Below are 26,490 nucleotides of genomic sequence, written 5' to 3'. Positions count from 1 at the left end.
AAAGGGGGAGATAAGCGGTATCTGCATAGACGCGCGTGACCCCGATAGACAGTCGTCTGTCATAGCAACGCATCAATCCTGAGGCTTCATAGCATGAACGAACTACAAGACCTGATTGATAACAACGAGCGTTGGGCCGAAGCGATCAAGCAGGAAGATCCTGAATTCTTCTCCAAGCTGGCCCGCCAGCAGACGCCGGAATACCTGTGGATCGGTTGTTCGGACGCCCGTGTACCGGCCAACGAGATCGTCGGCATGCTTCCCGGGGATCTGTTCGTACACCGCAACGTGGCCAACGTGGTGCTGCACACCGACCTCAATTGCCTGTCGGTGATCCAGTACGCGGTGGACGTGCTCAAGGTCAAACACATCCTGGTCACCGGTCACTATGGCTGTGGCGGCGTGCGCGCCTCGATGCAGGATCGCCAGCTGGGCCTGATCGACGGCTGGCTGCGCTCGATTCGCGACCTGTACTACGAACATCGCGAAGTACTGGGACAACTGGCCACCGAGGAAGAACGGGTCGACCGCCTCTGCGAGCTGAACGTGATCCAGCAAGTGGCCAACGTCGGCCACACCAGCATTGTGCAAAACGCCTGGCATCGCGGGCAGAGCCTGTCGATCCACGGTTGCATCTATGGCATCAAGGACGGTCGCTGGAAGAGCCTGAACGCCACCATCAGTGGCTTCGAGCAGCTGCCGCCGCAGTACCGCCTGCGTCCGGTCGGGGCTCTCTGAGGCGCTGAAAACCCATCGCGAGCAAGCTCGCTCCTACGGGCGATGTGCCGTTCTTAGGAGCGAGCTTGCTCGCGATGGGATGTAGCTGTTACCGCTTGTCCGTCAGATATGCGGCGGTACTTCGGCACTCATCGACGGTGCCGGCGCCTTCAGCTGCTTCAGCTGGGTCTGTACCGGCTCGCTGGTGCACTTGGCCTGGGCCTGTTCCGGCGTCAGCTTGCGGATCGAGGTGTAGAACAGAGCGCAGGTCTGCTCTTTGTTGGTCACCTGCCAGTTCTGCGTGCAGCTTTTGAGTTGCACTGTCGGGTCGCTGCCCGGCTTGCTGCCCATCCCGGCCTGCCAGCAGGCCGCGCTCAGATCCTGCCCCATCACTTTCAAACCGGCCGCGTCGGCCTTGGCCTCGTCACCGTCGTAGTTCTCCGGATCTGCCGCGTACCAGATGTAACTCGGGTGGTTGGAGCCCAGCACCGGCACCTTCAGGCCCGCGCTCGGGCTGATCTGTGCCAGGCCCAGCACGTTCACGGTCGGGCCGTACTGCTGCTTGATCCAGTTACGCACCGGCGCGCCGAAGGCCACCATTGGCAGGGCGGCGCCGCTGGCACTCTGGCTGATCTGTTTGACCATGGTGGTCTGGTAGTCCTGGAAGTAGCCGTAGACGCCTTCCAGGTCCTTGCCGGCAGTGGCCGGGGCGGCGATCGGCGCAATATCGATGATGGTCTGGTAGCCCGGCGTCTGCTCGGTTGGAATGCCATTGGTCGTCAGCAGGGTGGCCCAGCGGTCGGTGGTGGCCGATTTCAGGTAGTCCTGGGCTTGAGTCAGCGAGTAGTCCGGCGGGAAGTGCAGCAACTCGACGCTCTTGCGGTTTTCCAGGGCCATGCCCAGGGGCAGGAACAGGTACCAGCTGTAGGTCCATTTGCCGTCGCTGTTGAGTTTGCTGGCGCCCTTGTAGGCCAGGTCGCCGGCATCCAACAGGGCGGTCAGCGGCTTGCCATAGTCCTTCGGAACACCGCTGATGTTGGCGTACAGCTGGTTGTTATCGGTCTTCACCTTGACCTTGGCGGTGCTGTAGCCATCGCGCTTCACGCTTTGGGTCAGGTAATGCTCGACGGTCTGTTCCAGCGTCCAGTTGCGGAAGCAGATCACGTTGCAGTTGTTGGGGTAGGAGAAGAGTTGGGTGACGCGCTGGGTGTTGCCCAGCTTCAGATCGACGTTGGCCTGGGCTGCGGTGCTCAGGGTCAGGCTACTTAGGGTCAGGCCGCCTAGGGTCAGGGCGGCGAGGGGGAAGGACAGTCTTGCGAGTTTCATGCTTGGCTCCTTGTCAGCGTTGGCCTCGTCTGGGCGAGGTAAGTTCCGTACTGAAACAGTAGCGGGTGACAAGGAAAAGGGTGGAATAAATCTTTCTTTTGCACCCGCAAACGGCCGCCCGGGCGGCCGCTGCCGTCGGTTCAGGCCGGGAAGTGCAGGGCATTGCTCAGGTCGCCCATGGGCGCCTGCCCCCGGGCGATCATCGCTGCGTCCCGTTGCTTGAGGCCGTCGAGCGGTTCCAGCTGGAACACCCGGGTGATCAGCCGCAGGATCGACGCGGTGTCGTACACCGTATGGTCCACCGTGCCCTTGCGGGCGAACGGTGACACCACCAGCGCCGGGATACGTGTCCCCGGCCCCCAGCGGTCGCCCTTGGGCGGGGCGACGTGGTCCCACCAGCCGCCGTTCTCATCGACCGTGACGATCACCACCATGTTCTGCCACTGCGGGCTTTCGCGCAGCACCTTCAGGGCGCGCACGATATGCCGGTCGCCCGCGGCCACATCGGCATAACCGGCGTGCATGTTGAGGTTGCCCTGGGGCTTGTAGAACGCCACCGGCGGCAACTTGCCGGCCTCGGCATCGGCGAGGAAGCGGTTGCTGCTCGACTCATCGCCCAGGCCCGCATCGCGCAGGTGATGGTTGCGTTCGTTGGGATGCTCGGGACCGAACTGCGCGAAGTAGTTGAACGGCTGGTGGTGGTACTGGAAGTTGGGGATCTTCGGAATCCCCGCCGAATCCTTGTAGGCGTCCAGCGTGACCTGCCAGGCGCCGGCGTACCAGGCCCAGTCGATGTCCTGGCGCGAGAGCTTGTCGCCGATGGTGTCGTGGCGCTGTGGCACCAGCACATTGGGCAGGTCGGCCTTGGCATAGGCCGGGCGCTGCGGGTCGCGGATCCAGGTCGGCCAGTAGGGTGGGGCCATGGTATTGACCGCGTAGCCGTCCGGGGTCAGCAGGCTCGGGCCGAATTGCGGCGGGCCGCTCATGGCGCTGGCCGGGGATTGCTCCAGCGGCTTGAGACGGCTGTCGAGCGGGTCGTCGCTCTGCAGGGTGGCGATCTGCGGCTTGGCCACCGAATTGGCCGCATCCGGATAAAACGGCACCGCGGCGCTGATCAGGTACTGGTGGTTGAGAAACGAGCCGCCGAAGGTGCCCTGGAAGAAGTTGTCGCACAGCACGAATTCCCGGGCCACATCCCACAAGCGCAACCCGTAGCGACTCTGGGCGTAATAACCCATGGGCAGGCCGCCGGCGTCGGCCCAGGCGACGAAACCATCGTTCTTGCCGCCGTTGATCTGCATCTGGTTCTGGTAGAACACGTGCCACAGGTCGCGGGTGACCAACCCCAGGGGCAGGTCTTCGCCATCGGGGCCCTTGAGGGCGAAGGGCGCGTTGGGCAGGTGCTCCTGGTACTGGGTGCCGACCGGGTAGGTCACGCCATCCAGGGTCTGGGGCCCGACCTGGGCGACGCCACCCCAGACCGGCGGCAGGGCCGGCAACAGGCTGCCGTCACGGTCGCGTTGCTGATAGTCGGCGGGCTTGAGGGCCGAGAGCGGTTTTTCCAGCCCCGGGAAGTCGGCGAACAGGTTGTTGAAGCTGCGGTTCTCGGCATAGATCACCACCACGTTCTTCACGTTGTCGCGCAGCGCCCGGTCCAGCTCGGCCGGCGACAGCGGGCGCTCCACCGGCTTGCCCGGCGCCGGGTCGTTGTGGCCGCAGGCGCTGAGCGTCGCGCCGACACCCAGCACCGCCACGCCGCCGAGAAAACGCCGGCGGCTGGTGTCGGTGGGTGGCTCCGTGGCCTTGGAATGTTCTGGGTCTTTCGAGTGTTCATCGCTCATGCCGGGTCCCTGATTACCTTTCGATCAATTCGTAACAAAGTATTTCGGCTGCACGGTAGCAACCGAATATGACGGAAAGACTACAGAAAAGGCTCTGGGACGGGGCTTAGAAGATAGTAGGGGGAGGCTGGAAAGGATGTAGGGCTGCTTCTGCAGGAGCGGCCGGTCGACGCTCGATTGCCCGCGATGACGACATGGCGGGCACCCTCGGCCTGGCGGCCGATCGCGAGCAGACTCGCTCCTACAGGGGAGCGAGTCGCTGGCAACAGATTACGGCGCCACGGGTGGCATATAGCTCAGCGTGGTGCCCAACGCCCACAGCAGCACCAGCACCAGCGGTGCGTGGACCAGCAACTGGACGAAGGAGAAGCCGATCAGGTCCCGCGCCTTGAGCCCCAGCACCCCCAGCAGCGGCAGCATGTAGAAGGGGTTGATCAGGTTCGGCAGTGCCTCGGCGGCGTTGTAGATCTGCACCGCCCAGCCCAGGTGGTATTGCAGGTCATTGGCCACCTGCATCACGTAGGGCGCCTCGATGATCCACTTGCCGCCACCCGACGGGATGAAGAAGCCCAGCACCGCCGAGTAGACCCCCATCAGCAGCGCGTAGGTGTCGTGGGAGGCGATCTGCACGAAGAAGGTCGAGATATGGTGGGCCAGGGTCTGGCCGTCGACGCCCTTGACCACCGTCAGCAAGGCCGCGATGGAGCCGTACAGCGGGAACTGGATCAGCACCCCGGTGGTGGTCGGCACGGCGCGGGCCACCGCTTCGAGGAAGCTGCGCGGGCGCCAGTGCAGCAGCGCGCCGAGCATCAGGAACAGAAAGTTATAGGTGTTGAGCCCGGAAATCGCGGTGATCGCCGGCTTGGTGGCGAACTCATGGTAGAGCCAGCCGGCCGCCAGTAGGGCCAGCAGGATGGTCAGCAGCGGGCTGTATTCCAGCCACTCGCCGGGGCGGGTGCGCGGTTGTGGCTTGGGCATGCTGAAGCTCGGGTCGATGCCGCAGGCCTTGGCGTCGCGCGCCGAGTTCGGACCGGGCGCGGTGGCATAGGCGATGACCAGCGAGACCACGATCAAGGCCAGCAGCAACACGCCGGACTGCCAGAGAAAGATGGTCTGGGTGAACGGAATCACCCCGGTGATCGACAGGATCGACGGCGGCAGGCTGCCCGGGTTGGCCTGCAATTGCGCGGCCGATGACGACAGGCCCAGGGCCCAGACCGCGCCCAGGCCCAGGTAGGCCGCGGCGCCGGCGGCGCGGTAGTCCATGCGCAGCTCGGTACGCCGGGCCAGGGCGCGCACCAGCAAGCCGCCGAACACCAGGGACAGGCCCCAGTTGAGCAAGGACGCGACCATGGAAATCAGCGCGACCCAGGCCACGGCGGAGCGGCCGTTCTTCGGAATGCGCGCCAGTTTGTCGATCAGCTTCACCGCCGGCGGCGAGCTGGCGACCACGTAACCGCCGATGACCACGAAGGCCATCTGCATGGTGAAGGGGATCAGGCTCCAGAAACCGTCGCCGAAGGCCATGGCGGTGTCGGTGGGCTTGGCGCCCATGGCCATGGTGGCGAGGGCGACGATGATCACCGCCAGCGCGGCGAACACCCAGGAGTCGGGGAACCAGCGCTCGGCCCAGTTCGAGCAGCGCAGGGCAAAACGGGCGGAACGGCTGTCTTCAATGTCTGTGGACACGTCGATACCTCAAGTCTTTTTATGATTGTCAGGAGGTCGGTCGCCTCAGGCTGGGGCGATCGAGAACTGTGCAAGAATGCGGCAATTGGTAACCACTGCAAAGGATTGAAGTACATGCCATTCCCGCTCGAAGAACGCCAGGCGCTGCTCAAGCTCAAGGGTGTCGGCGAAACCGTGGTCGCCCGTCTCGAACAACTGGGCATCGATTCCCTCGCCCAACTGGCCCAGGCCAATGCCCTGGAGATCGTCACCCAGGCCTCGGCCCTGGTCGGCTCCAGCTGCTGGAAAAACAGCCCCCAGGCCCGCGCGGCGATCCAGGCGGCGATTGCCCTGGCCAAGGGCGCCTGAAGCGGTGAGCCGCGAAACGCCTTTCGCCTATCAGGCGGTCTACCGCTACCTGGTGGAGTGGCTGGACGGCGCCAGTGCGGCCGAGCAGCGCCTGCCGTCATTGCGCGCCCTGGCCCAGCGCCTCAAGGTCTCGGTTTCCACCACCAAGTACGCCTATGGCTTGCTCGAGGATGAAGGGCGGATCTACGCCCGGCCCAAGCAGGGCTACTTCAGCCGCCCCGTGCCGGCGCCAGGGCTGGCGCCGGATACGGACCTGCTGGACAGGGTCTATGCCTACGCCCGCCAGCCCGGAATGCTGGCGCTGTGCAGCGACGCCCCGGCGATGCTGCTGTCGCTGGACAATCCCCTGTTGAGCGCCGAGCGCGAGCTGGTACGTCAGTACCCACGCTCCCAGGCACCGCTGTACCAGCCGTTTGGCGAGGCGGAGCTGCGCACGGCGCTGGCCGAGCGCTACACCCGCTCGACCACGGATTACTGGCAGGCCGAGCAGGTGTTTCTCGGCACGGATTTGCGCGCGGTGCTGGCATTGTCGCTGGATGCCCTGGAGCTGAACGGCAGCGTCGCCCTGGTGGAGTCGCCTTGTTCCTGGGCGATCCTGCGGCAATTGCAGGCGGCGAAGATCCGCGTGATCGAGCTGCCGCTGGACGCCGCAGGGCGCTTCGATCGCCAGCGCCTGCATGAGGTGCTGCAACGCGAACCGGTGCGCCTGGCGCTGCTGTCTTCGACCCTGAGCGCACCCCACGGCAGCCTGATGCCCGCGGCGGACAAACGGCAGCTATGCCGCTGGCTGGGGGAGCGCGGCATCTGGCTGTTGGAAAATGACAGCTATGGCGAGTTCTGCTTTACACCGGCGTCGGCGCGGTATCGCGATTACGCCGATCCCGAGCGGCTGCTGGTGTTTTCCACCTTCGACAAAGTCATAGGTTCCGAGGCGCCCTTCAGCTATGTGCTGTGCCGTGGCCAGGGCGCGCGCTTGCAGCGGCATTTTCTCGAGCGCGCGTTCCGCCTGTCACCGATCCGCCAGAAGGCCGTGGCCAAACTGCTGGGCAGCGGCCGGGTCGATCAGCACCTGGTTCAGTTGCGCGGCCTGCTGCGCGAACGCATGGGCCAGCTGCAGGCGCTGCTGGCCGAACACGCCGCCGAGCAATTGCGGGTGGTTACCCCGGCCGGGGGCGCGACCCTGTGGGCCGAGGCCACGCGCCCGGTGGAGATGCTTCAGGTCTATGAGCAATTACTGGGGCAGGGCATCGTCATCGCCCCGGGGCAGATGTTCAGCCAGCAAGGCCTGTGGCGCCATCACCTGCGCCTGAGTTTTACCCTCGACTGGCGCCAGGACATTGCCGGCGCCGTGCAACGCCTGGCCCGGGCCATCGATCAGACGCCATAGCAGTGCCGCGCCTCGGGGAAGCGGCCGTCGCGGACCTCGGCGGCGAACTGCTCGCAGGCCTGGCTGATCAGCGCCCCGACATCGGCGTACTGTTTGACGAAGCGCGGCACCTGGGGCCCGCCCAGGCCCAGCAGGTCCTCGGTCACCAGCACTTGGCCGTCGCAGGCGGGGGAGGCGCCGATGCCGATGGTCGGCATCGCCGAAAAGTCGCTGATACGCCGCGCGAGGTTTTCCGCCACCCCTTCCAGCAGCAGGCTGAACGCCCCGGCTTCGAGATGGGCGCGGGCGTCGGCCTCGATGGCCTGGGCCGTGGCGTCGTTCAGGCCCTGGGCCTTGAAGCCGCCCATGACGTTCACGTACTGGGGCATCAGGCCGATATGGGCCATCAGCGGAATCCCGCGCTGCACCAGGAACTCCACGGTCGGCGCCAGGGCCAGCCCGCCTTCGAGCTTGAGCGCGTCACAACCGGTGCGCGCCAGCACTTCGGCGCAATTGCGGTAGGCCTGTTGCGGCGATTCCTGATAACTGCCGAACGGCATGTCGGCGATCACGCAGGCCAGCCGGGTGCTGGCGACCACGGCGCGGGTGTGGCCGATGATCTCTTCCAGGCTCATGTCCAGGGTCGAGGTGCGGCCGTAGCCGACCATGGCCGTGGAGTCGCCGATCAGCACGAAATCGACGAACGGGTCCATCAGCCGCGCCATGTGGCTGGTGTAGGCGGTCAGGGAGACGATCTTCTGCTGGCCTTTCATGGCCACCAGTTGCGGTACGGTCAGGCGTTTGCTGCGGGTATGGATGCTCATGGCGGCTTTCCTGTTGCGGGTGGGAAAGTCGCCGATTATTGGCGTCCGCGGCGCCGATTCAATGCACAGGAAAAGCCTAAAAACCGACCCAGAAGGGTGTTGCGGTTGTCCCTCGCGGCGTTTGCGTAGACCATGGGCGCCTTGAATTGTGCCCAACACCGAGTGGCTTTATGTCCTTTTCCCCTGACGCGCGGCCGGCGCCGTTTTCCCGGTCCGACTACAAGACCCTGGGCCTGGCGGCACTGGGCGGCGCCCTGGAAATCTACGATTTCATCATCTTCGTGTTTTTCGCCCTGACCCTGAGCCAGCTGTTCTTCCCGCCGGAAATGCCCGAGTGGCTGCGGCTGTTGCAGAGCTTCGGGATCTTCGTCACCGGCTACCTGGCACGGCCGCTGGGCGGCATTCTCATGGCGCACTTCGCCGACCGCCTGGGGCGCAAGAAGGTGTTCAGCCTGAGCATCCTGATGATGGCCCTGCCGTGCCTGCTGATCGGCATCATGCCGACCTACGCGCAGATCGGTTATTTCGCGCCGCTGTTGCTGCTGGCGCTGCGGGTGCTGCAAGGCGCGGCGGTGGGCGGTGAAGTGCCGAGCGCCTGGGTGTTCGTCGCCGAGCACGCACCGTCCGGCCATCGCGGTTATGCCCTGGGCTTTCTGCAGGCCGGGCTGACCTTCGGCTACCTGATTGGCGCACTGACCGCGACCCTGCTGGCGCAACTCTTCACCCCGGCGGAAATCCTCGATCATGCCTGGCGTTACCCGTTCCTGCTCGGTGGGGTGTTCGGCGTGATCGGCGTCTGGCTGCGCCGCTGGCTCAGCGAAACCCCAGTGTTCATGGCCATGCAGGAACAGCGCGACAGCGCCGTCGAACTGCCGTTGCGCACCGTGCTGCGCGAGCATCGCCTGGCCCTGTTGCCGGCGGCGATTCTCACCTGCGTGTTGACCTCGGCGGTGGTGGTGTTCGTGGTCATTACCCCGACCATGATGCAGAAAACCTTCGGCATGAGCGCCAGCCACACCTTCGCCCTGAGCAGCCTGGGCATCGTGTTCCTGAATATCGGTTGCGTGCTGGCCGGGCTGATCGTCGACCGTATCGGCGCCTGGCGCACGGTGATGCTCTACAGCCTGCTGCTGCCGCTGGGCATCGGCCTGCTCTACGGTTGCCTGATCAGCGGCGGCGCCTGGGTCGGCCTGGCCTACGCCATCGCTGGCCTTGGCTGTGGCGTGGTGGGCGCGGTGCCGTCGGTGATGGTCGGTTTGTTCCCGGCGCGGATTCGCGTCTCCGGCATTTCCTTTACCTACAACATCGCCTACGCGCTGTGGGCGAGCACCACGCCTTTGCTGCTGATCGGCCTGATGCCCTGGAGCCCGTGGATCTGCGTGATCTATTGCGCGGTGATGGGCGCGGTCGGGGTGGTCAGCGCGGGGTACTTCGGTACGCGCATGCCGAGGCTGGCAGGCAGTGGGGCGCCTGGGGTCTGTGCCGGGTCCTGAGGCGCTTTCGCGCAGCAGAAAAATTCGCCCCCGCAAACGCCTGCAGGCGCCGGGGAACGCGGGCTAGAGCCTTCGCTGCCAGCCCGCGTTTTAGCCCGACCCATACCGCTGAAAGTTGTGCTTAGCCAAGGCCCATTTACCCGCTAATCTCTCGAAAAAAACGCGCGGTCCACGCGCCAGTTTTCGGGAGCTGCCTTGATCCGGTCCGTCCTGCGTTCCCTGCGTGATTTCTCCACGCTGCCCCCGCTGCTGCAGGCGGCGTGGTTGTCCTTTGCCATTGGCTTGTTCATGGCCCTGCTTCATCTGTGGATCTTCAACCTTGTCGACTATGGGCTGGACGGTGCCAACGTCGAATCCCTCAGCGGCAAGGTGCTGTATGCCGACCGTGGCGGGATGCTGATAGAGGACGCGGACAGTGGCGAATACACCCGGCTCAAGGTGGTTCGTGGCATCAGCTATCTGAACGTCGGCCATGACCAGATCCTGGGGCGCACGCTGAGCTTCACCCACCTGCGCGACGCGGTGCTGACCTGCACCCTCGATGGCCAGGAGCTGTGCATCGCGCAATGCGCCAACGCCATGGAATGCCTGGACAGCCGCCGCGAGCGCGAGACGCCACAGGGCATATTGATCGTAGCGTTCGGCACCAGCCTGGTGTGCCTGGGCCTGCATGTGCTGCGCCGGCGCAAGCCCGCGTCGGGTAGTGGGATCTTTTGAATTGCCGCCGGGCACCGTTGCCCCTAGGCTGTGCGGCATCCGTTCAGACCAGGAGCCCCGCATGCAGGTCGTGCCGATACTCGAGACTTGTACACAGGTGCAGGCGCGTGTGCGTGAGCTGCGCAACCAGCCGGACGTGCGCAAGTACATGTACACCTCCCACGAGATTTCCGAGGCCGAGCACCGTGCCTGGCTCGACTCGCTGGTGGGCAATCCGCGGCAGTCGGTGTTCGTGGTGCTGCAAGAGGGAATCGCCTGTGGCGTGGTGTCGCTGAACGCGATCAATGCCCTGCACAAGAGCGCCGACTGGGCCTTCTACCTGGACAGCGGCTTGCAGGGCAAGGGCCTGGGCAGCCAGCTGGAATTCTGGCTGCTCGACCATGCCTTCGGCGCGGCCGGCCTTGCGAAGCTCAACTGCGAGGTGCTGGCGCTGAACCAGGCGGTGATCCGCCTGCACCAGAAGTTCGGTTTCACCCTCGAGGGCGTGCGCCGGCAGAACGTCGAGAAGGACGGCCAGCGCATCGACGTGGTGCTGCTCGGCATCACCCGCGAGGAATGGGCCGCCCGGCGCCCGGATATGCTCGCGGTGATGGCGCGCCTGGGGCGCTGAAAGCCGTCACCCATAACCGCCAGATGGCAGCAGCATGACCATTGCGTCATTTTGCCGGGGCCGGCTGTCCGGGCCGGCTATCATCAGCCACGACGATTTCCACAGGTGGGGGCTTTCATGGGCGCAGGGCACAGTCACGGACAGGTTCGGGCCGGACACGAACGCAAGTTATGGATGGCCCTGGGGCTGACGGGCAGTTTCATGATCGCCGAGGTGATCGGTGCCTTTATCACCGGCAGCCTGGCGCTGCTGTCCGATGCCGCCCATATGATGACCGATGCGCTGGCGCTGGCGATCTCCCTGGTGGCGATCCAGGTCGGCAAGCGCGCGGCCGATCGCAAGCGCACCTTCGGTTATGCGCGCTTCGAGATTCTCGCCGCGGCGTTCAACGCCCTCCTGTTGTTCGTGGTCGCCTTCTACATCCTGTTCGAGGCCTGGCAGCGCCTGTCCGCGCCGGCGGAAATCCAGTCCACGGGCATGCTGGTGATCGCGGTGCTGGGGCTGGTCGTCAACCTGATTTCCATGCGTCTGCTGGCCTCGGCGAGCGCCGAAAGCCTCAACGTCAAGGGTGCCTACCTGGAGGTGTGGAGCGACATGCTCGGCTCCATCGGCGTGATCGTCGCGGCATTGGTGATCATGTACACCGGCTGGGGCTGGGTCGACTCGCTGGTGGCGGCGGCCATCGGTTTCTGGGTGCTGCCGCGCACCTGGACATTGCTCAGGGAGAGCATGAATGTGTTGCTGCAAGGCGTGCCGGACGGCATCGATATCGATCAGGTCGAGCAGGGCATCCGCGCCATCGACGGGGTGACCGAGGTGCACGACTTGCACCTGTGGGCCCTGACCAGCGGCAAGAACGTGATGAGCACGCATCTGGTGGCCGACCTGGGGCGGCGCAGCGAGCAGCAGATCCTCGCCGAGGTCACCGAACTGATGCACGAGCGTTTCGATATCTCCCATGTGACGGTCCAGGTCGAACAGGCCGGCTTTCACGAACAGGGGCACGAAGAGCACGTACATTAATCACCTGCAGCCCCTGTAGCCGCTGCCGAGCCCGCGAGGCTGCGATCGACCGCGTAGCGGGCGCCGCTCTTGGGCGCGCCGGAGGTCCTTCGGACCTATCGCAGCCTGCGGCAGCGGCTACAGCGCTTCAGTCGCGCTCTTCGAGCACGTAGCCGACGCCGCGCAGGGTGTGGATCAGTTTGCTTTCGAACGGGTCGTCGATCTTGGCCCGCAGGCGGCGGATCGAGACTTCCACCACATTGGTGTCGCAATCGAAGTTCATGTCCCACACGAACGAGATGATCTGGGTCCGCGACAGCACCACGCCGCTCTGGCGCATCAGCAGGTGCAGCAGGGCGAACTCCTTGGTGGTCAGGTCGATGCGCTGTTTGCCGCGAAACGCCCGGTGACGGCCCTGGTCCAGCTCCAGGTCGGCCACCCGCAGCACGTCGGGGGTCGGCGACTGCTCGCTGCGCCGCAACAGGCTGCGCACCCGCGCCAGCAGCTCGGGGAATTCGAACGGCTTGACCAGGTAATCGTCGGCGCCCAGGTCCAGGCCCTTGATCCGGTCCACCAGCCGCCCCTGGGCGGTGAGCATCATGATCCGCGTATTGCTGTTCTGGCGAATGCGCTGCAGTACCCCCCAACCGTCCAGCTCCGGCAGATTGACGTCGAGAATCACCAGGTCGTAGGCGTGCTGGCGGGTCAGGTGCAGGCCGTCGGCGCCGTTATTGGCGCAATCGACGACGTAGCCGCTTTCGCTCAATCCCTGATGCAAGTAGTCGGCGGTTTTCGGTTCATCCTCGATCACCAGAATGCGCATGCTGAATTAGCCTCGGTGTTTAATGCAATGGGGCAGTCCCATAACTTCATTGAAAGTAACGGGCTGGATGATTCAACTTTCAAAGTTGCGGATTTCAAGGTTGTTAATTTAAAGGTTCTGAATTTAAAAGCTTCGAAGTGTCATGCGGGGAGAAGTTGTTTCTCTATATTTCAAGTTGTGGATTTATTGAGCTTGCTCTCGGGTCGATGGCCGGGATGTTAATGCATAAGCCCGTGGCAGAGCGTTTGCTAACGGATTTGTAATCTTTGCGCCACCCTGTCGATAAGTACCGAAGGCTACATTTGGCCGGCACTAAATACTCACCTGTTAGTTGTTTTATGGGTGGAGTGTGGATGCGTCGTGCCGGTTCAACTTCCTCGCACCGCAGAGCCTCCGCCGTCACTCTGTACCGGTAAGGGGCCAGAACGCGTTATGCCAACCTCCATTAAAAAACTTGCCTGGATAGTCGGGGCATTGTCCGGCGTCCTGTTGTTGGCCAGTGCCGCGCAGCAGGACGCCGCGGCGGCCGAGAGCCGGGTGCTGAGCCTCGACAACGCCCTGGCCAGTGCCTTTGCCAACAACCCCGAACTGGCGGCGGCGCGCTGGGAAATCGACATCGCCCAGGGTGGCCGCCAGCAGGCCGGGTTGATCCCCAATCCGGTGTTGTCCTGGGACGCCGAAGACACCCGCCGCAGCTCGCGCACCACCACCGTCAAGCTCAGCCAGACCCTGGAGCTGGGCGGCAAGCGCGGCGCGCGCATCGATGTCGCCAGCCGTGCCCAGGACGCCGCGGCGCTGGAGCTGGAACGCCAGCGCAACCAGCTGCGCGCCGATGTGATCGCGGCCTTTTACGGCGCCTTGCGCGCCCAGGAGCGTAGCGATCTGGCCGGCCGCTCCCTGGCCCTGGCCGAGCGCGGGCTGACGGTGGCCAAGGGCCGGGTGAGTGCCGGCAAGGCCTCGCCCGTGGAGGCCACCCGCGCCCAGGTCCAGCTCTCGGAAGTGCGCCTGGAACTGAGTCGCGCCGAGATGGATCGGGCCAATGCCTATCGCCAGTTGGCGACCGTGACCGGGGCCGCCACCACCGACTTCAGCGCCGTTGCGGAGCCGGCCAGCGGGCTGCCGTCGCTGCCGCCTTCGGCGCAATTGCTGGCGCGCCTGCAACAGACCACCGAACTGCGCCTGGCCGAAATGCAGGTGGTGCAGCGCGAAGCGTCCCTGGGGCTGGAAAAGGCCCAGCGTATTCCCGACCTCGATATCAGCGTGGGCAGCCAGTACGACGCCAGCGTGCGCGAGCGGGTCAATCTGGTCGGGGTGTCGATGCCGATTCCGCTGTTCAACCGCAACCAGGGCAACGTGCTGTCGGCGGCGCGGCGCGCCGATCAGGCCCGGGATCTACGCAACGCCGCGGAGCTGCGCCTGCGCACTGAAACCCGTCAGGCCCTGGATCAGTGGAGCACCGCCAGCAACGAAGTGCAGTCGTTCAACCAGGTGATCCTGCCGGCCGCGCAAAACGCCGTGGACACTGCGACCCGTGGCTTCGAGATGGGCAAGTTCAACTTCATCGAGGTGCTCGACGCCCAGCGCACGCTGATCAGCGCCCGCACCCAGTACATCGCTGCCGTGGCCCTGTCCACCGAGGCCTGGGTGCGCATCGAGCGCATCTACGGCGATCTCGCCGGCCCCGATCGCACGCTGTGAGAACCGCGTTGTTCGTCCTGTTGTGCCTGGGCGCGCTGCTGGTCACCGATTGCAGCGTCCCGCTGCCGAGCCGGGTCGAGGAGGACTCGGCCCATTGGTGCCTGCATGAGTTGCATCGGGCGCTCGGCGATTTCTTTTTTCCACAGACCTCATGACGCGTCGCTGTTGCCGGTTGGCGCGTCGAGTCGATTTTTTCAGGAGCATGCATGGACAAGAAACGAAGCACAGCCTTGGCGTTGGCCGTGGCGATCGCGCTCGGCGTGGCCGGGTTGATGTGGCAGGAGCTGTTCCAGGCGGCGCCGGTGGCCGCGCAGGCGAAACCCGCGGCCAAGGCGGACACGCACAAGGATGGCGAGGCGCATCGGGAAGGCGAAGAGGGGCAAGCGGAAGGTGAGGGACATGCCGAGGAAGAGGGCAAGGTCGAGCTCAGTGCCGAGCAGATCAAGGCCGCGGACATCCAGCTGGCCGAGGCCGCACCGCGCAATCTCAGCAGCTTGCTGACGCTGCCGGGGGAGATCCGCTTCGACGAGGACCGCACCTCGCACATCGTGCCGCGCGCGGCCGGAGTGGTGGAGTCGGTGGCGGTCAATCTCGGCCAGACGGTGAAGAAGGGCGAGCTGCTGGCGGTGATCGCCAGCCAGCAGATCTCCGACCAGCGCAGCGAACTGGCCGCCGCCGAGCGCCGGGTCGAGCTGGCGCGCACCACCTTCCAGCGCGAGCGCCAGTTGTGGGTCGACCAGATCTCCGCCGAGCAGGATTACCTGCTGGCGCGCCAGACCCTGCAGGAAGCCGAAATCGCCCTGAACAACGCCCGGCAAAAGATGAATGCCCTGAGTGGCAGCGCGGTGCTGGCGGGCGGCAACCGCTATGAGATGCGTGCGCCGTTCGACGGCGTGGTGGTGGAAAAACACCTGAGCGTCGGCGAGGTGGTGGGCGAGACCAGCGCCGCCTTCACCCTGTCCGACCTGTCCCGGGTCTGGGTCACCTTCGGCGTGTTTCCCAAGGACTTGAACAAGGTCCGGGTCGGCAAGCCGGTCCGGGTGCAGTCCACGGAACTGGGCACCCAGGTGCAGGGCACGGTGGCCTATGTCGGCAGCCTGCTGGGCGAGCAGACCCGGACCGCCACGGTGCGGGTCACCGTACCCAACCCGGACGATGTCTGGCGGCCGGGGCTGTTCGTCTCGGTGCAGGTGGCGACCGACACCTACCAGGCCGGGGTAACCGTGCCGCAGAGCGCGGTCCAGACCGTGGAAGACAAGCCAGCGGTGTTCGTGCGCGTCGCCGACGGTTTCCAGGCCACGCCCGTGGTGCTGGGCGGCAGCGAAGGCGGCTTCGTCGAGATCCGCGAAGGCTTGCGCGCCGGGGCCCAGGTGGCGACCACCGGGAGCTTCATCCTCAAGTCCGAACTGGGCAAGGGCTCGGCCGAGCACGGCCATTGATCCGCACTGAGTGTTTCCCTGGAGAGTGACTTCCCATGTTTGAACGCATCATTCAATTCGCCATCGAGCAGCGCATCATCGTGCTGCTGGCGGTGCTGCTGATGGCCGCCGTGGGCATCGGCAGCTACCAGAAACTGCCGATCGACGCGGTGCCGGACATCACCAACGTCCAGGTCCAGGTCAACGCCAGCATGCCCGGCTACTCGCCGCTGGAAACCGAGCAGCGCATCACCTACCCGGTGGAAGTGGCCATGGCCGGCCTGCCGGGCCTGGAGCAGACCCGCTCGACTTCGCGCTCGGGCCTGTCCCAAGTGACGGTGATCTTCAAGGAAGGCACCGACCTGTACTTCGCCCGGCAACTGGTCAACGAGCGCCTGCAGGTGGCCCGCGAACAGCTGCCCGAAGGCGTGGAGGCGAGCATGGGGCCGATCTCCACCGGCCTCGGCGAGATCTTCTTCTGGACGGTGGAAGCCGAGCCGGGCGCGCTCAAGGAGGACGGCACGGCCTATACGCCAACCGACCTGCGGGTGATCCAGGACTGGGTCATCGCCCCGCAACTGCGCAACGTGCCGGGGGTGGCCGAGATCAACACCATCGGCGGTTTCGCCAAGCTCTATCAGATCGCCCCGGACCCCAGGCGCCTGGCGGCCTACAACCTGACCCTGAGCGACCTGATGACCGCCCTGGAGCGCAACAACGCCAACGTCGGCGCCGGCTATATCGAGCGCAACGGCCAGCAGTTGCTGATCCGCGCGCCGGGGCAGGTGAAGTCCATCGAGGACATCGCCAACATCGTGATCAACACCGTGGACGGCACGCCGATCCGCGTCAGCAACGTGGCCACCGTGGACATCGGCCGTGAGCTGCGCACCGGCGCGGCCACCGAGAACGGCCGCGAAGTGGTGCTCGGCACGGTGTTCATGCTGGTGGGGGAAAACAGCCGCACGGTGTCCCGGGTGGTGGCGGAAAAACTCGCCGAGATCAATCGCTCGCTGCCCAAGGGGGTGACGGCGGTCACGGTGTACGACCGCACCAACCTGGTGGACAAGGCCGTGGCCACGGTGAAGAAAAACCTCATCGAAGGCGCGCTGCTGGTCATCGCCATTCTGTTCCTGTTCCTGGGCAATATCCGCGCCGCGCTGATCACTGCCATGGTGATCCCGCTGGCCATGCTGTTCACCTTTACCGGCATGTTCACCAACAAGGTCAGCGCCAACCTGATGAGCCTCGGCGCGCTGGACTTCGGCATCATCGTCGACGGCGCGGTGGTCATCGTCGAGAACGCCATCCGCCGCCTGGCCCATGCCCAGCAGCATCACGGGCGCATGCTCACTCGCTCCGAGCGCCTGCACGAAGTCTTCGCCGCGGCCAGGGAAGCGCGCCGGGCGCTGATCTACGGGCAACTGATCATCATGGTGGTGTACCTGCCGATCTTTGCCCTGTCCGGGGTGGCCGGGAAGATGTTCCACCCGATGGCTTTCACCGTGGTGATAGCCCTTCTGGGGGCGATGATCCTCTCGGTGACGTTCGTCCCGGCGGCGATCGCGCTGTTCGTCACCGGCAAGGTCAAGGAGGAAGAAAACTTCGTCATGCGCGGCGCCCGCCGCGGTTACGAACCGGTGCTGCGCTGGGTGATGAGCCACCGCTCCCTGGCCTTTGCCCTGGCCGTTCTCAGCGTGCTGCTCTCGGGCCTGGTGGCCAGCCGCATGGGCAGTGAATTCATCCCCAGCCTCAGCGAGGGCGACTTCGCCCAGCAGGCGATGCGCGTGCCCGACGCCAGCCTCACTCAGTCGGTGGAAATGCAGAAGACCCTGGAGAAAACCCTGCTGGCGCAGATCCCGGAAATCGAGCGGGTGTTCGCCCGCACCGGCACCGCCGAGATCGCTTCGGACGTGATGCCGCCGAACATTTCCGATGCCTACCTGATGCTCAAGCCCAAGGCGCAATGGCCGGACCCAGGCAAGTCGCGGGAGGCGATCATTGCCGACATCGAACGGGTCAGTAACAGCCTGCCGGGCAACGTCTACGAGCTGTCGCAACCGATCCAGCTGCGCTTCAATGAACTGATTTCCGGGGTACGCAGCGATGTCGCGGTGAAGGTCTTCGGCGATGACATGGAGGTGCTGAACAAGACCGCCGAAGAGATTTCGCAGACCTTGCAGAAGATCGACGGCGCCGCCGAGGTGAAGGTGCAGCAGACCACCGGCCTGCCAGTGCTGACGGTGAATGTCGACCGCGACAAGGCCGCGCGTTTCGGCCTCAATGTCGGCGATGTGCAGGACGCCGTGGCGATTGCCGTGGGCGGGCGCAAGGCGGGAATTTTGTATGAGGGCGACCGGCGCTTCGACATGCTGGTGCGCATGTCCGACAGCCTGCGCACCGACATCGACGGGCTGTCGCGCCTGCTGATTCCGGTGGCGGCGGCCGCGGGCAGCGTCAACGGGCAACTGGGTTTCATCGCCCTGTCGGAGGTGGCCAGCGTCGACCTGGTGCTCGGCCCGGCGCAGGTCAGCCGCGAGAACGGCAAGCGCCTGGTGATCGTCAGCGCCAACGTGCGTGGGCGCGACATGGGTTCCTTCGTCGAAGAGGCGACCCGGGCCATTGGTGATCAGGTACAGATCCCGACCGGCTACTGGATCACCTGGGGCGGCCAGTTCGAACAGTTGCAGGAAGCCTCCAAGCGCCTGGAGATCGTAGTGCCGGTGGCGCTGCTGCTGGTGTTCGGCCTGTTGTTCATGATGTTCAACAACCTCAAGGACGGGCTGCTGGTGTTCACCGGGATTCCCTTCGCCCTGACCGGGGGGATCATGGCCCTGTGGCTGCGCGATATCCCGCTGTCGATCTCGGCGGGGGTGGGCTTCATCGCGCTGTCGGGGGTGGCGGTGCTCAACGGCCTGGTGATGATCGCCTTTATCCGCAACCTGCGCGAAGAAGGACGGATGCTCGCCGCGGCGGTCAACGAAGGCGCGCTGACCCGCCTGCGCCCGGTGCTGATGACCGCGCTGGTGGCGTCGCTGGGGTTCATCCCCATGGCCCTGGCCACCGGCACCGGCGCCGAAGTGCAACGACCGCTGGCCACCGTGGTCATCGGCGGCATCATCTCCTCCACCGCCCTGACCCTGCTGGTGCTGCCGGCGCTGTACCACTGGGCGCACCGCAAGGAAGAAGAACAGGAACTGCAGGACCTGCTAAACGACTGACCCGCGACCGGCGTCAACCAACCCCGCCTGCGTCATACGCAGGCGGGGTTTTGTTTATTGAGAGGGCACGCACCCTGTAGCCGCTGCCGAAGGCTGCGATGGTCCGGGCCACGCTGGTCGCAGGACCTCTTGCGATTTCAAGAGCTGCGCCCGCTTCGCGGTCGATCGCAGCCTCGCGGGCTCGGCAGCGGTTACGGGAAGGGAAGTGGTGGGCAAAAAAAAGCGCCCCATGCGGGACGCTAAAAATTCATCTCTTTCCAAAGGAGCATTCGAAAAAACGCTTCAGAGATGAATGTGCTCGGGGTGGGCCGGCGTCAGCGGGAGGCTGTGCATGCCTGGGGCCCTGCGGTTCTGTGAGGGGAGGCGCCGGTTGCGCCGTTGTGGTTGTTTTCGCCGTTGTGCTGTTGCTGGCCGAGCCAGAATTGTTCCAGGGCATGCCTGGCGCGTTCGCTGCTGTTATCGCTGGGAAGCGCGCTGGGCTGGCCAGGCGGAGTCAGATGGGCAGGCTTCAAGACATGATCTCCCGCAAGTGGCTGGCCGCCAGCGAAGCGCTGTCGGCTCGGGCATGCGGGCAAGTATACGAAGGCCAACCTGACGAGAAGGTGAGGGCGATATTACAGTTCTGAAAGACAGGCGTCTGTGAAGAAGTTTTAACGTCGGGCGGGCCTCTCACCCGCCCGGCGCAAGGACTCAGAGAATGGCCAGCGGGTATTCGACGATCAGGCGGAATTCCTCCAGGTCGGATTCGAAGCTGCTGGAGCGCACGGTGGCCTGGCGGATGCGCAGCGACAGGTCCTTGATGGTGCCGCCCTGGACCACGTACTTGGCTTCGATATCGCGTTCCCAGCGGCGCTGGTCGGTCAGCGGATTGCCGTCTGCACCGCGGCGCATGTACACCGCGTTGGCGTTGCTGTAGTCGGCGTCGCTGCCTTTGCCGTAGCGGGTCATGAACGACAGGCCGGGGATGCCCAGGGGCTGCATGTCGAGGTCGTAGCGGACCATCCACGAACGTTCCTTCGGCGAGTTGAAGTCGCTGTACTGGATCGAGTTGTCGAGGAAGATCGAGTCCGACTGGCGCAGGTAGTCGAAGTCGTCGTCGCCATTGTTGCGCTGGTGCGACAGGGACAGGGTGTGGGCGCCATAGGTGGCGCCGATCTTGGCGCTCCAGATGTCGTTGTCGAACTCGCCGAGCAGTTTCTTGCCCTCGTCCACCGCCTTGTAATAGTTGAACCCGGCGAACAGCGAGAACTGGTCCGAGATCGGCCAGGTCGCCGCGGTACCGAAGTAGTACTGGTCCCAGGCGTCCTTCAGGCGGCTGCTGTAGAGGCTGAAGCTGAGGTGCTTGTTCAGGCTGTAGTCGCCGCCGAAGTAGGCGACCCAGGGCGAGTCGACCTTGCCGGCATAGAAGGTGGCGAAACCGTCGCGCAGGCTACTGCTGTCGGGCTGGCTCATGCTGTGCAGGCGCCCGCCCTGGAGGCTCAGGCCGTCGACGCTGGTGTTCTCGAAGGTGGCGCCGCGAAAGCTTTCCGGCAGCAGGCGCGAGTCGCCGTAATGCACCACCGGGGTTTTCGGGAAGACGTCGCCGACCTTGATCACGGTGTCGAGCAGGCGCATTTTCGCCGCGCCGCCGACCTTGCTGTAGTTGTCGGCCGGGTGGTTGTCGCTGTCCACCGGCAGCATGCCGAACGACCCGCGACCACCACTGCGGCCGGCGCCGGAGTCGAGCTTGAGGCCATACATGGCAAAGGCGTCGAGGCCGAAACCGACGGTGCCCTGGGTAAAGCCGGATTCGAACTTGCCGATCAGCCCCTGGGCCCAGGCCTCCGAATAGCCGTTGCCGGTGGGGCTGGACTGGCCCTTGCGATCGTCGCGATTGAAGTAGTAGTTGCGGGCCAGCACGTTGAGGCTGCTGCCTTCGATAAAACCTTCGGGCTGGTCGTCTGCCGCGTTCACGGCCAACGGGCTGAGTCCCAGTACCGCGGAAAACACGGACAGGGACCAGCGGGTTTGAATGCGCATGTTGTTTGCTCCTGGATATGGGCAGCTATCAGCTGTTATGTCGCCTGGGGCGTTCTTGTTAGTTGTACTCGCGAACCGTCTGGTTAACGGCTGGAGTCAGCGTCGATAGTTGCAAACAACAGATAACGCGGAGGTGACCCGGTTATTACAATTCTGCAAGGATAAAAGTTGTAAGTGGTATTTGTTTTTAGTTGGAGGCCTTGTTTTATATGGAGTTTTCTCAAGGGCAAGAAGCGGTCTTGGGTTTATTACATATAAGTAATGTATCCGTGATCTTCCCGACAGGGTCCGCTGGTTATCCTCGTTGCAACTAACCAAAACGAGGAAGCAGTCATGAAGTTATTTAAATTGAGTATCGCCGCCCTGGTACTTTCCTTGTCGTCCCTGGCCATGGCCGAAGGCGGCGGCGACCGCACCTTCGACCGCGCCATGCAGGCGAACGAGAAGGCCATGGCGGCCTACGCGGCGAAGCAGGGCAAGGAGGCGCCGGTGGTGGAAAACTATCGCTACGGCATGCCCCTGGACATCCAGAAGGTGGTCAACGTGACGCCGCCGGCCAAGGCCTGCAACCCAGTGCCGTCACGCATGACCTATGAGGATTCGGCCGGACAGCTCAAGACCGTTGAGTATCAGGTGATGGGCCAGTGCCGCACCAATGGCAGCTAGGGTCTGTACGAAAAGTGGCTGCGCTCGGTCATGCTGCGTTAAAAACAGGCTCGGAATGCTCATGTAGGCCCCTACACTCCGCTTCCTCGCCTGTTTTTGCCTTGCCTGACCTTCGCTCGCCGACTTTTCGTACAGACCCTAATCCTCAACGTCCTCATGGGGCGCGGGAAGTGGTTCGAGGGCCACGATCATGTCGATTTCCGCCGCGGCATTCTTCGGCAGCTGATAGACCCCGAGGGACGTGCGGGTGTGTACCCCGGCCTCGGCAAAGATCGAATAGAGCACTTCGGAGGCCGCGTCGGCGACTTCGCTCTGCTGGGTGAAGTCGGCGGCGCTTTGCACATAGACGTTGAGCCGCAGGACTTTTTTCACCCGCTGCAGATCGCCCAGCAACTGGGCGAGGATCGCCAGGGCGCGCATGGTGCAAATACGTGCGGCATACCGGCCGTCTTCCAGCGAAACATCGCCACCGACCCTCCCGACCACCTTCACGGTGTTGTCGATGCGGGGGATCTGCCCGCTGACGTACACCTCGTCGCCGTTCTGCACCGCGGGCACATAGTTGCCGCCGATGCGCATTTCACCGTCGAAAGCGTGTCCCAGACGCGTCGCCACCTGGTCGAACAGGGCCTTGCGTGAAGCCTCCATAGATTGCACTCCGTCGATTGCCGTTGATTTTCCAGAGCACGACTATAGCCCCTCTTCCGGGCTCCGGAGCATGGGTTGTAGCCCCGCAGGGCCGGGGCCCGAGGCGTTTCAAAGTTTTTTGGTCGGATATGTCTTATGGGCTCTTCAGAAAAATACTCAAGCGCCGATGGCTAGAGACAACGCTGCCCATTATTACAGCCCATCGGTGCATCCCATGTTCAACAAAAGCTTGAAGCAAGAGCTGTTGGCTCTACGCGAAGAACTCTCGAGCCTCCAGCAAGTGAAGGACAGTCTCGACAGCGAAATGCTGGTGCTGGTTCTCGATCCCGATGGACGCATTTTGTCGGTCAACGACAACTTCAACCTGGAAATGCTCTACAGGGGCAGCGAACTGGTCGGTCGTCACATCGAGGACATTGTGCCGGCCCACGTCAAGACCGATGAATTCCACCACCGTTTCAAGGCGACGCTGACCCGTGGCGAGCATTTTGCCGGCGCGGTACGCCTGCTGCGTGGCAACGGCCAGGAAGCCTGGCTGCGCTCGATCTCCCAGCCGGTTCGCGATTCCCAGGGGCGGATCAAACAGTTCTCGATCTACTCCAGCGACCTGACCCGCACCATCGAAGCCTCTCGCGAGCACGAGAACCTGATCGGCGCGCTGGTCCGCTCCACGGCGGTGATCGAGTTCGACCTCAACGGCAACGTGCTGACGGCCAACGAGCGTTTCCTCCACGGCATGGGCTACAGCCTGGCGCAAATCCAGGGCAAGCATCACCGTACCTTCTGCGAGCCCGAGGAATACAACAGCGCGGAGTACCAGGCATTCTGGAAGCGCCTGAACGCCGGAGAGTTCGTCGCCGGGCGGTTCAAACGCATCGACAGCTACGGCCGCGTGGTCTGGCTCGAGGCTTCCTACAACCCGGTGGTCGATGCCAACAACCGGCTGTACAAGGTGGTGAAGTTCGCCACCGTGATCACCGACCAGGTGAATCAGGAACAGGCAGTCGCCGAGGCGGCGAACATCGCCTACAGCACCTCCTTGCAAACCGACAACAGCGCCCAGCGCGGCACCACCGTGGTGACCGAGGCGGTGAACGTGATGCGCGACCTGGCCAAGCACATGCAGCAGGCCGGCGAAGGCATCGAGGCGCTGAACGAGCAGTCGCTGGTGATCGGCACCATCGTCAAGACCATCAGCGGCATCGCCGAACAGACCAACCTGTTGGCGCTCAACGCAGCCATCGAAGCGGCGCGGGCCGGTGAACAGGGACGCGGCTTTGCCGTGGTGGCCGACGAAGTCCGGCAACTGGCCTCGCGCACCAGCAAGGCCACCGACGAAATCGTCGGCGTGGTGCGGCAGAACCAGGACATGGCGCGCGAGGCCGTGGCGCTGATGACCGATGGCAAGGCCCAGGCCGAGCAGGGCCTGGCCCTGGCCGCCGAAGCTGGCACGGTGATCGTCGAGATCCAGGACGGTGCGCAGAAGGTGGTGAACGCCGTCGGCCAGTTCGCCAGCCAATTGTCCAACTGAGTCCTGTCCCGGACCCGGCGTCAGGCCTTTTCCAGGCCATGACGTCGGGTACCGAGTGGCCGCCAGGTCGACGGCCACGATCTGCTCCAACGCCAGCGCGCCCTGCGCGGGTGGTTAGGAAGTTTCCTGTCTCTATGGAAGATAAATCCTAAAGAGCCTTGAGCGCGTCAAGAACGCGTTTCCAACGCCGATGGTGAGGCTGCTGCAGTCTCCAATCACAGGCTATCGGTGTATCCATGTTCAATAAACGTTTGAATCAGAAGCTCCTCGCGTTGGGTGAGGAGTTTCGTGCGCTCGAGCAGGTCAAGGAAGGTTTCGAGCGCACCCTGCTCAGTGTCGATCTCGATCCGCAGCGCCGGATCCTGGTGGCGAACCGCAATTTCACCCAGGGCATGCATTATTCCCCCGAGGCGCTGCTGGGCTGGCCCATCGACAATCTGCTGCCGGACGATGCCCGGCCCGAAGAGGCGCACTCGCGTTTCATGACGGCGCTGGCCTGCAGCGAGCCTTTCGACGACACCCTGCGTTTGCGTCGTGGTGACGGTCATGACGCCTGGCTGAGGGTGATCCTGCAGCCGATCTTCAACTCCGAGCGGCAACTCAGGTCCTTTTCCCTGATCGCCAATGACCTGACCGAAACCGTGCAAACCGCCTGCGAGCATGACAACCTGATCGCGGCCCTGCTGCGTTCCACCGCGGTGATCGAGTTCGACCTCAAGGGCCGGGTACTGACCGCCAACGAGCGGTTCCTGAGCTGCATGGGCTACAGCCTTGAGCAGATCCTGGGCCAGAACCACAGCCTGTTCTGCGAGCCGCAGGAGTACAACAGTCCGGCCTACAAGGTGTTCTGGGAGCGGCTGAATGCCGGCGACTACGTCGCCGACCGCTTCAAGCGCATCGACAGTCTCGGCCGCGTGGTCTGGCTCGATGCCTCGTACAACCCGGTGGTCGATGCCAACGGCAAGCTCTACAAGGTGGTGAAATTCGCCACGGTGATCACCGAGCAGGTCAAGCAGGAGCAGTCCGTCGCCGACGCCGCGGAGATCGCCTACACCATCTCGCAGCAGACCGACAGCAGCGCCCAGCGCGGCTCCTCGGTGGTGACCGAAGCGGTGCAGGTGATGCGCGACCTGGCGACCCACATGCAGCAGGCCAGTGACAGCATCGAGGCGCTGAACGAGCAGTCGCGGGTGATCGGCAGCATCGTCAAGACCATCAGCGACATTGCCGAGCAGACCAACCTGCTGGCGCTCAACGCGGCCATCGAAGCGGCCCGCGCGGGTGACCAGGGGCGCGGCTTCGCGGTGGTGGCGGACGAGGTCCGGCAATTGGCCTCGCGCACCAGCAAGGCCACCGACGAGATCGTCGGCGTGGTCCGGCGCAACCAGGACATGGCCCGCGACGCGGTGGTGCTGATGGCCGACGGCAAGACCCAGGCCGAGCAGGGCCTGGGCCTGGCCGCCGAAGCCGGCACGGTGATCGTCGAGATCCAGGACGGCGCGCAGAAGGTGGTAAGCGCCGTCGGCCAGTTCGCCCATCAGTTGTCCGGCTGATGGGCTGGCTCCTCCGGACAGCAGCCTGGGTGGGGCCGTTGTCAGTCCTGCCGGTCGTTTTCGAGATGGGGCGCGATCAGGGTTTCGAACCATTCGATAAAGGCGTTCAGCCGGCGCGAGCGATGGTTGCGATTGGGATAGAGCGCGGAGATCGCCATGGACGCGGGGCGAAAACCGGGCAGGACTTCCACCAGTTCGCCCCGGTCGAGCAGGTACTGCACGTCGAAGCGCGGGATCTGGATCAGGCCCAGCCCGGCCCTGCAGCAGGCGATGTAGTTTTCGGCGTTGTTGACGATCACCCGGCTGGGCAAATTCAGTTCCAGCTCGTGACCTTCGGCCAGGTATTCCCAGGGCAGTTCGCGGCCCGTGCTGGGGGAGCCGTAGCCGACCATCCAGTGACCGTCGGCCAGGTCGCCCGGCGTTTGTGGCTGGCCGTGCCGGGCCAGATAGTCAGGGCTGGCGCAATTGATCAGGGCCAGGTGGCCCAGGCGCCGGATGATCAGGCTGCTGTCGCGCAGGGTGCCGACGCGGATCGCGCAATCCACGCCTTCCTGCACCAGGTCGATGGAACGGTCGGTGGAGCCCAGCGCCAGCTTCAGGCTGGGGTAGCGGGCGAAAAGCTCGGGCAGGGCGGGGGCGATCAGGCGCCGGGCAATCCGGCTGGGCACGTCGATATTGAGCCGGCCACAGACGTCTAGTTGACGGGTGTGAAACAGCTGCTCGAGTTCCACCGCATCGCTCAGCAACAGACGCGCGCGCTCCAGCAGGACCGCGCCGTCGGCGGTCAGCTGAACCTGGCGCGTGGTGCGGTGCAACAGGCGCGTGGCGAGGGCGGTTTCCAGTTGCTGTACCGCTGCCGAGACGGTAGCCCGGGGCAGTTCAAGGGCGTGCGCGGCCTTGATGAAACTGCCCATGTCAGCCACCTGGATGAATACACGGTACTGCTCGAGCTTATCCATGAATGGGGCGTTATTCCGAGG

At 64.4% G+C, this 26,490-nt stretch carries 22 protein-coding genes and 2 pseudogenes; 16 read left to right on the top strand and 8 right to left on the bottom strand.

Translation table 11 applies throughout. The features are described 5' to 3' along the window. The first annotated feature begins 93 nt into the window (after nucleotides 1-93). Nucleotides 94-738 carry a carbonate dehydratase gene (gene can, locus J4E58_RS10830; protein WP_007930139.1) on the top strand — a complete coding sequence of 215 codons (645 nt, stop codon included), beginning with the start codon at nucleotides 94-96 and terminating at the stop codon, nucleotides 736-738. A 102-nt stretch (nucleotides 739-840) separates the two neighbouring features. On the opposite strand, the gene J4E58_RS10825 is transcribed toward can, so the two are convergent. From J4E58_RS10825 to J4E58_RS10815, 3 genes are all read right to left on the bottom strand, one after another. Then, the gene (locus J4E58_RS10825) at nucleotides 841-2,043 is read right to left on the bottom strand and encodes a hypothetical protein (RefSeq protein ID WP_087092088.1); all 1,203 of its coding nucleotides are present in this window, start codon (nucleotides 2,041-2,043) and stop codon (nucleotides 841-843) included. Between the two features lie 140 nt (nucleotides 2,044-2,183). Then, nucleotides 2,184-3,884: an acid phosphatase gene (locus J4E58_RS10820; protein WP_087092087.1), complete on the bottom strand. Its 1,701-nt coding sequence runs from the start codon at nucleotides 3,882-3,884 to the stop codon at nucleotides 2,184-2,186. 270 nt (nucleotides 3,885-4,154) lie between these two features. After that, nucleotides 4,155-5,573 (bottom strand): short-chain fatty acid transporter, encoded by a 1,419-nt coding sequence (locus J4E58_RS10815; RefSeq protein ID WP_007930148.1) that lies wholly within the window; start codon nucleotides 5,571-5,573, stop codon nucleotides 4,155-4,157. A 114-nt stretch (nucleotides 5,574-5,687) separates the two neighbouring features. On the opposite strand from J4E58_RS10815, the gene J4E58_RS10810 reads away from it, so the two are divergent. Together J4E58_RS10810 and J4E58_RS10805 are read left to right on the top strand one after the other, a co-directional pair. Continuing rightward, nucleotides 5,688-5,921 (top strand): Pathogenicity locus, encoded by a 234-nt coding sequence (locus tag J4E58_RS10810; protein ID WP_087092086.1) that lies wholly within the window; start codon nucleotides 5,688-5,690, stop codon nucleotides 5,919-5,921. 4 nt (nucleotides 5,922-5,925) lie between these two features. Further along, the gene (locus tag J4E58_RS10805) at nucleotides 5,926-7,308 is read left to right on the top strand and encodes a PLP-dependent aminotransferase family protein (RefSeq protein ID WP_087092085.1); all 1,383 of its coding nucleotides are present in this window, start codon (nucleotides 5,926-5,928) and stop codon (nucleotides 7,306-7,308) included. Here the strand turns inward: J4E58_RS10805 and panB are convergent. After that, nucleotides 7,296-8,111 carry a 3-methyl-2-oxobutanoate hydroxymethyltransferase gene (gene panB, locus J4E58_RS10800; RefSeq protein ID WP_087092084.1) on the bottom strand — a complete coding sequence of 272 codons (816 nt, stop codon included), beginning with the start codon at nucleotides 8,109-8,111 and terminating at the stop codon, nucleotides 7,296-7,298. The genes J4E58_RS10805 and panB overlap by 13 nt on opposite strands. A 170-nt stretch (nucleotides 8,112-8,281) precedes the next feature. Between panB and J4E58_RS10795 the strand changes: the two genes are divergently transcribed. From J4E58_RS10795 to J4E58_RS10780, 4 genes are all read left to right on the top strand, one after another. After that, complete coding sequence (locus J4E58_RS10795) at nucleotides 8,282-9,604, top strand: MFS transporter (protein ID WP_087092083.1); 1,323 nt, start codon at nucleotides 8,282-8,284, stop codon at nucleotides 9,602-9,604. Nucleotides 9,605-9,799: 195 nt separating this feature from the next. Next, on the top strand, nucleotides 9,800-10,321 hold the full coding sequence (locus J4E58_RS10790) for a hypothetical protein (protein WP_256583140.1): 522 nt from the start codon (nucleotides 9,800-9,802) through the stop codon (nucleotides 10,319-10,321). Nucleotides 10,322-10,382: 61 nt separating this feature from the next. Then, nucleotides 10,383-10,931 carry a UDP-4-amino-4,6-dideoxy-N-acetyl-beta-L-altrosamine N-acetyltransferase gene (gene pseH / locus J4E58_RS10785; RefSeq protein ID WP_087092082.1) on the top strand — a complete coding sequence of 183 codons (549 nt, stop codon included), beginning with the start codon at nucleotides 10,383-10,385 and terminating at the stop codon, nucleotides 10,929-10,931. Between the two features lie 117 nt (nucleotides 10,932-11,048). Further along, a complete protein-coding gene (locus tag J4E58_RS10780; protein WP_087092081.1) occupies nucleotides 11,049-11,954 on the top strand; it encodes a cation diffusion facilitator family transporter in 906 nt (301 codons plus the stop codon). Between the two features lie 127 nt (nucleotides 11,955-12,081). On the opposite strand, the gene J4E58_RS10775 is transcribed toward J4E58_RS10780, so the two are convergent. After that, nucleotides 12,082-12,756 carry a heavy metal response regulator transcription factor gene (locus J4E58_RS10775; protein ID WP_007930804.1) on the bottom strand — a complete coding sequence of 225 codons (675 nt, stop codon included), beginning with the start codon at nucleotides 12,754-12,756 and terminating at the stop codon, nucleotides 12,082-12,084. Between the two features lie 432 nt (nucleotides 12,757-13,188). Here J4E58_RS10775 and J4E58_RS10770 point away from each other — a divergent pair, with 432 nt between their 5' ends. The 4 genes from J4E58_RS10770 to J4E58_RS10755 are packed head-to-tail and all read left to right on the top strand — an operon-like array spanning nucleotide 13,189 to nucleotide 19,093. Continuing rightward, nucleotides 13,189-14,454, top strand: coding sequence for a TolC family protein (locus J4E58_RS10770; RefSeq protein WP_087092080.1), 1,266 nt, complete (start codon nucleotides 13,189-13,191; stop codon nucleotides 14,452-14,454). Next, nucleotides 14,451-14,609, top strand: coding sequence for a hypothetical protein (locus J4E58_RS10765; protein ID WP_156376429.1), 159 nt, complete (start codon nucleotides 14,451-14,453; stop codon nucleotides 14,607-14,609). Before J4E58_RS10770 ends, J4E58_RS10765 begins: the two co-directional genes overlap by 4 nt. A 51-nt stretch (nucleotides 14,610-14,660) precedes the next feature. After that, the gene (locus J4E58_RS10760; protein WP_087092079.1) at nucleotides 14,661-15,893 is read left to right on the top strand and encodes an efflux RND transporter periplasmic adaptor subunit; all 1,233 of its coding nucleotides are present in this window, start codon (nucleotides 14,661-14,663) and stop codon (nucleotides 15,891-15,893) included. Nucleotides 15,894-15,928: 35 nt separating this feature from the next. Continuing rightward, nucleotides 15,929-19,093, top strand: a complete 3,165-nt coding sequence (locus J4E58_RS10755) for an efflux RND transporter permease subunit (RefSeq protein ID WP_087092078.1) — start codon at nucleotides 15,929-15,931, stop codon at nucleotides 19,091-19,093. A gap of 690 nt (nucleotides 19,094-19,783) precedes the next feature. Here the strand turns inward: J4E58_RS10755 and J4E58_RS10750 are convergent. Further along, nucleotides 19,784-21,112, bottom strand: a complete 1,329-nt coding sequence (locus J4E58_RS10750; RefSeq protein WP_087092077.1) for an OprD family porin — start codon at nucleotides 21,110-21,112, stop codon at nucleotides 19,784-19,786. A gap of 333 nt (nucleotides 21,113-21,445) precedes the next feature. On the opposite strand from J4E58_RS10750, the gene J4E58_RS10745 reads away from it, so the two are divergent. After that, nucleotides 21,446-21,778 (top strand): DUF2790 domain-containing protein, encoded by a 333-nt coding sequence (locus J4E58_RS10745; RefSeq protein ID WP_053262648.1) that lies wholly within the window; start codon nucleotides 21,446-21,448, stop codon nucleotides 21,776-21,778. Between the two features lie 138 nt (nucleotides 21,779-21,916). On the opposite strand, the gene J4E58_RS10740 is transcribed toward J4E58_RS10745, so the two are convergent. Next, on the bottom strand, nucleotides 21,917-22,426 hold the full coding sequence (locus tag J4E58_RS10740; RefSeq protein WP_087092076.1) for a RidA family protein: 510 nt from the start codon (nucleotides 22,424-22,426) through the stop codon (nucleotides 21,917-21,919). Here J4E58_RS10740 and J4E58_RS32270 point away from each other — a divergent pair. The 4 genes and pseudogenes from J4E58_RS32270 to J4E58_RS32255 form a co-directional block, all read left to right on the top strand. Further along, nucleotides 22,350-23,417: pseudogene (locus J4E58_RS32270) on the top strand (PAS domain-containing protein); the annotation flags it as partial. The gene J4E58_RS10740 and the pseudogene J4E58_RS32270 sit on opposite strands and share 77 nt — an antisense overlap. Nucleotides 23,418-23,525: 108 nt before the next feature. Continuing rightward, nucleotides 23,526-23,957, top strand: coding sequence for a methyl-accepting chemotaxis protein (locus J4E58_RS32265; protein ID WP_232539795.1), 432 nt, complete (start codon nucleotides 23,526-23,528; stop codon nucleotides 23,955-23,957). A gap of 236 nt (nucleotides 23,958-24,193) precedes the next feature. Then, nucleotides 24,194-24,967: pseudogene (locus J4E58_RS32260) on the top strand (PAS domain-containing protein); the annotation flags it as partial. Further along, entirely contained in the window at nucleotides 24,950-25,510 is a 561-nt protein-coding gene (locus tag J4E58_RS32255; RefSeq protein WP_256583142.1) for a methyl-accepting chemotaxis protein, read from the top strand. The pseudogene J4E58_RS32260 and the gene J4E58_RS32255, both read left to right, overlap by 18 nt. 41 nt (nucleotides 25,511-25,551) lie before the next feature. Here the strand turns inward: J4E58_RS32255 and J4E58_RS10725 are convergent, their stop codons facing one another. Then, a complete protein-coding gene (locus tag J4E58_RS10725) occupies nucleotides 25,552-26,469 on the bottom strand; it encodes a LysR family transcriptional regulator (RefSeq protein ID WP_087092073.1) in 918 nt (305 codons plus the stop codon). Nucleotides 26,470-26,490 lie beyond the last annotated feature (21 nt).

Origin of the sequence: Pseudomonas sp. FW305-25 (assembly GCF_017351415.1) — a bacterium.
Taxonomy (GTDB): Bacteria; Pseudomonadota; Gammaproteobacteria; order Pseudomonadales; family Pseudomonadaceae; genus Aquipseudomonas; species Aquipseudomonas chlororaphis.
Note: the sequence above shows the minus strand (reverse complement) of the source record. Positions and strands in the feature narration are given on the sequence as shown.

Bases quoted from the DNA above. Each gene is read 5' to 3' on its own strand.
- J4E58_RS10825 (WP_087092088.1), bottom strand. From the start codon at position 2,043: ATGAAACTCGCAAGACTGTCCTTCCCCCTCGCCGCCCTGACCCTAGGC.
- pseH (WP_087092082.1), top strand. From the start codon at position 10,383: ATGCAGGTCGTGCCGATACTCGAGACTTGTACACAGGTGCAGGCGCGT.
- J4E58_RS10745 (WP_053262648.1), top strand. From the start codon at position 21,446: ATGAAGTTATTTAAATTGAGTATCGCCGCCCTGGTACTTTCCTTGTCG.
- J4E58_RS10725 (WP_087092073.1), bottom strand. From the start codon at position 26,469: ATGGATAAGCTCGAGCAGTACCGTGTATTCATCCAGGTGGCTGACATG.
- J4E58_RS10760 (WP_087092079.1), top strand. From the start codon at position 14,661: ATGGACAAGAAACGAAGCACAGCCTTGGCGTTGGCCGTGGCGATCGCG.
- J4E58_RS10775 (WP_007930804.1), bottom strand. From the start codon at position 12,756: ATGCGCATTCTGGTGATCGAGGATGAACCGAAAACCGCCGACTACTTG.
- can (WP_007930139.1), top strand. From the start codon at position 94: ATGAACGAACTACAAGACCTGATTGATAACAACGAGCGTTGGGCCGAA.
- J4E58_RS10780 (WP_087092081.1), top strand. From the start codon at position 11,049: ATGGGCGCAGGGCACAGTCACGGACAGGTTCGGGCCGGACACGAACGC.
- panB (WP_087092084.1), bottom strand. From the start codon at position 8,111: ATGAGCATCCATACCCGCAGCAAACGCCTGACCGTACCGCAACTGGTG.
- J4E58_RS10820 (WP_087092087.1), bottom strand. From the start codon at position 3,884: ATGAGCGATGAACACTCGAAAGACCCAGAACATTCCAAGGCCACGGAG.
- J4E58_RS10750 (WP_087092077.1), bottom strand. From the start codon at position 21,112: ATGCGCATTCAAACCCGCTGGTCCCTGTCCGTGTTTTCCGCGGTACTG.
- J4E58_RS10810 (WP_087092086.1), top strand. From the start codon at position 5,688: ATGCCATTCCCGCTCGAAGAACGCCAGGCGCTGCTCAAGCTCAAGGGT.
- J4E58_RS32265 (WP_232539795.1), top strand. From the start codon at position 23,526: ATGCGCGACCTGGCCAAGCACATGCAGCAGGCCGGCGAAGGCATCGAG.
- J4E58_RS10795 (WP_087092083.1), top strand. From the start codon at position 8,282: ATGTCCTTTTCCCCTGACGCGCGGCCGGCGCCGTTTTCCCGGTCCGAC.
- J4E58_RS10740 (WP_087092076.1), bottom strand. From the start codon at position 22,426: ATGGAGGCTTCACGCAAGGCCCTGTTCGACCAGGTGGCGACGCGTCTG.
- J4E58_RS10770 (WP_087092080.1), top strand. From the start codon at position 13,189: ATGCCAACCTCCATTAAAAAACTTGCCTGGATAGTCGGGGCATTGTCC.
- J4E58_RS10755 (WP_087092078.1), top strand. From the start codon at position 15,929: ATGTTTGAACGCATCATTCAATTCGCCATCGAGCAGCGCATCATCGTG.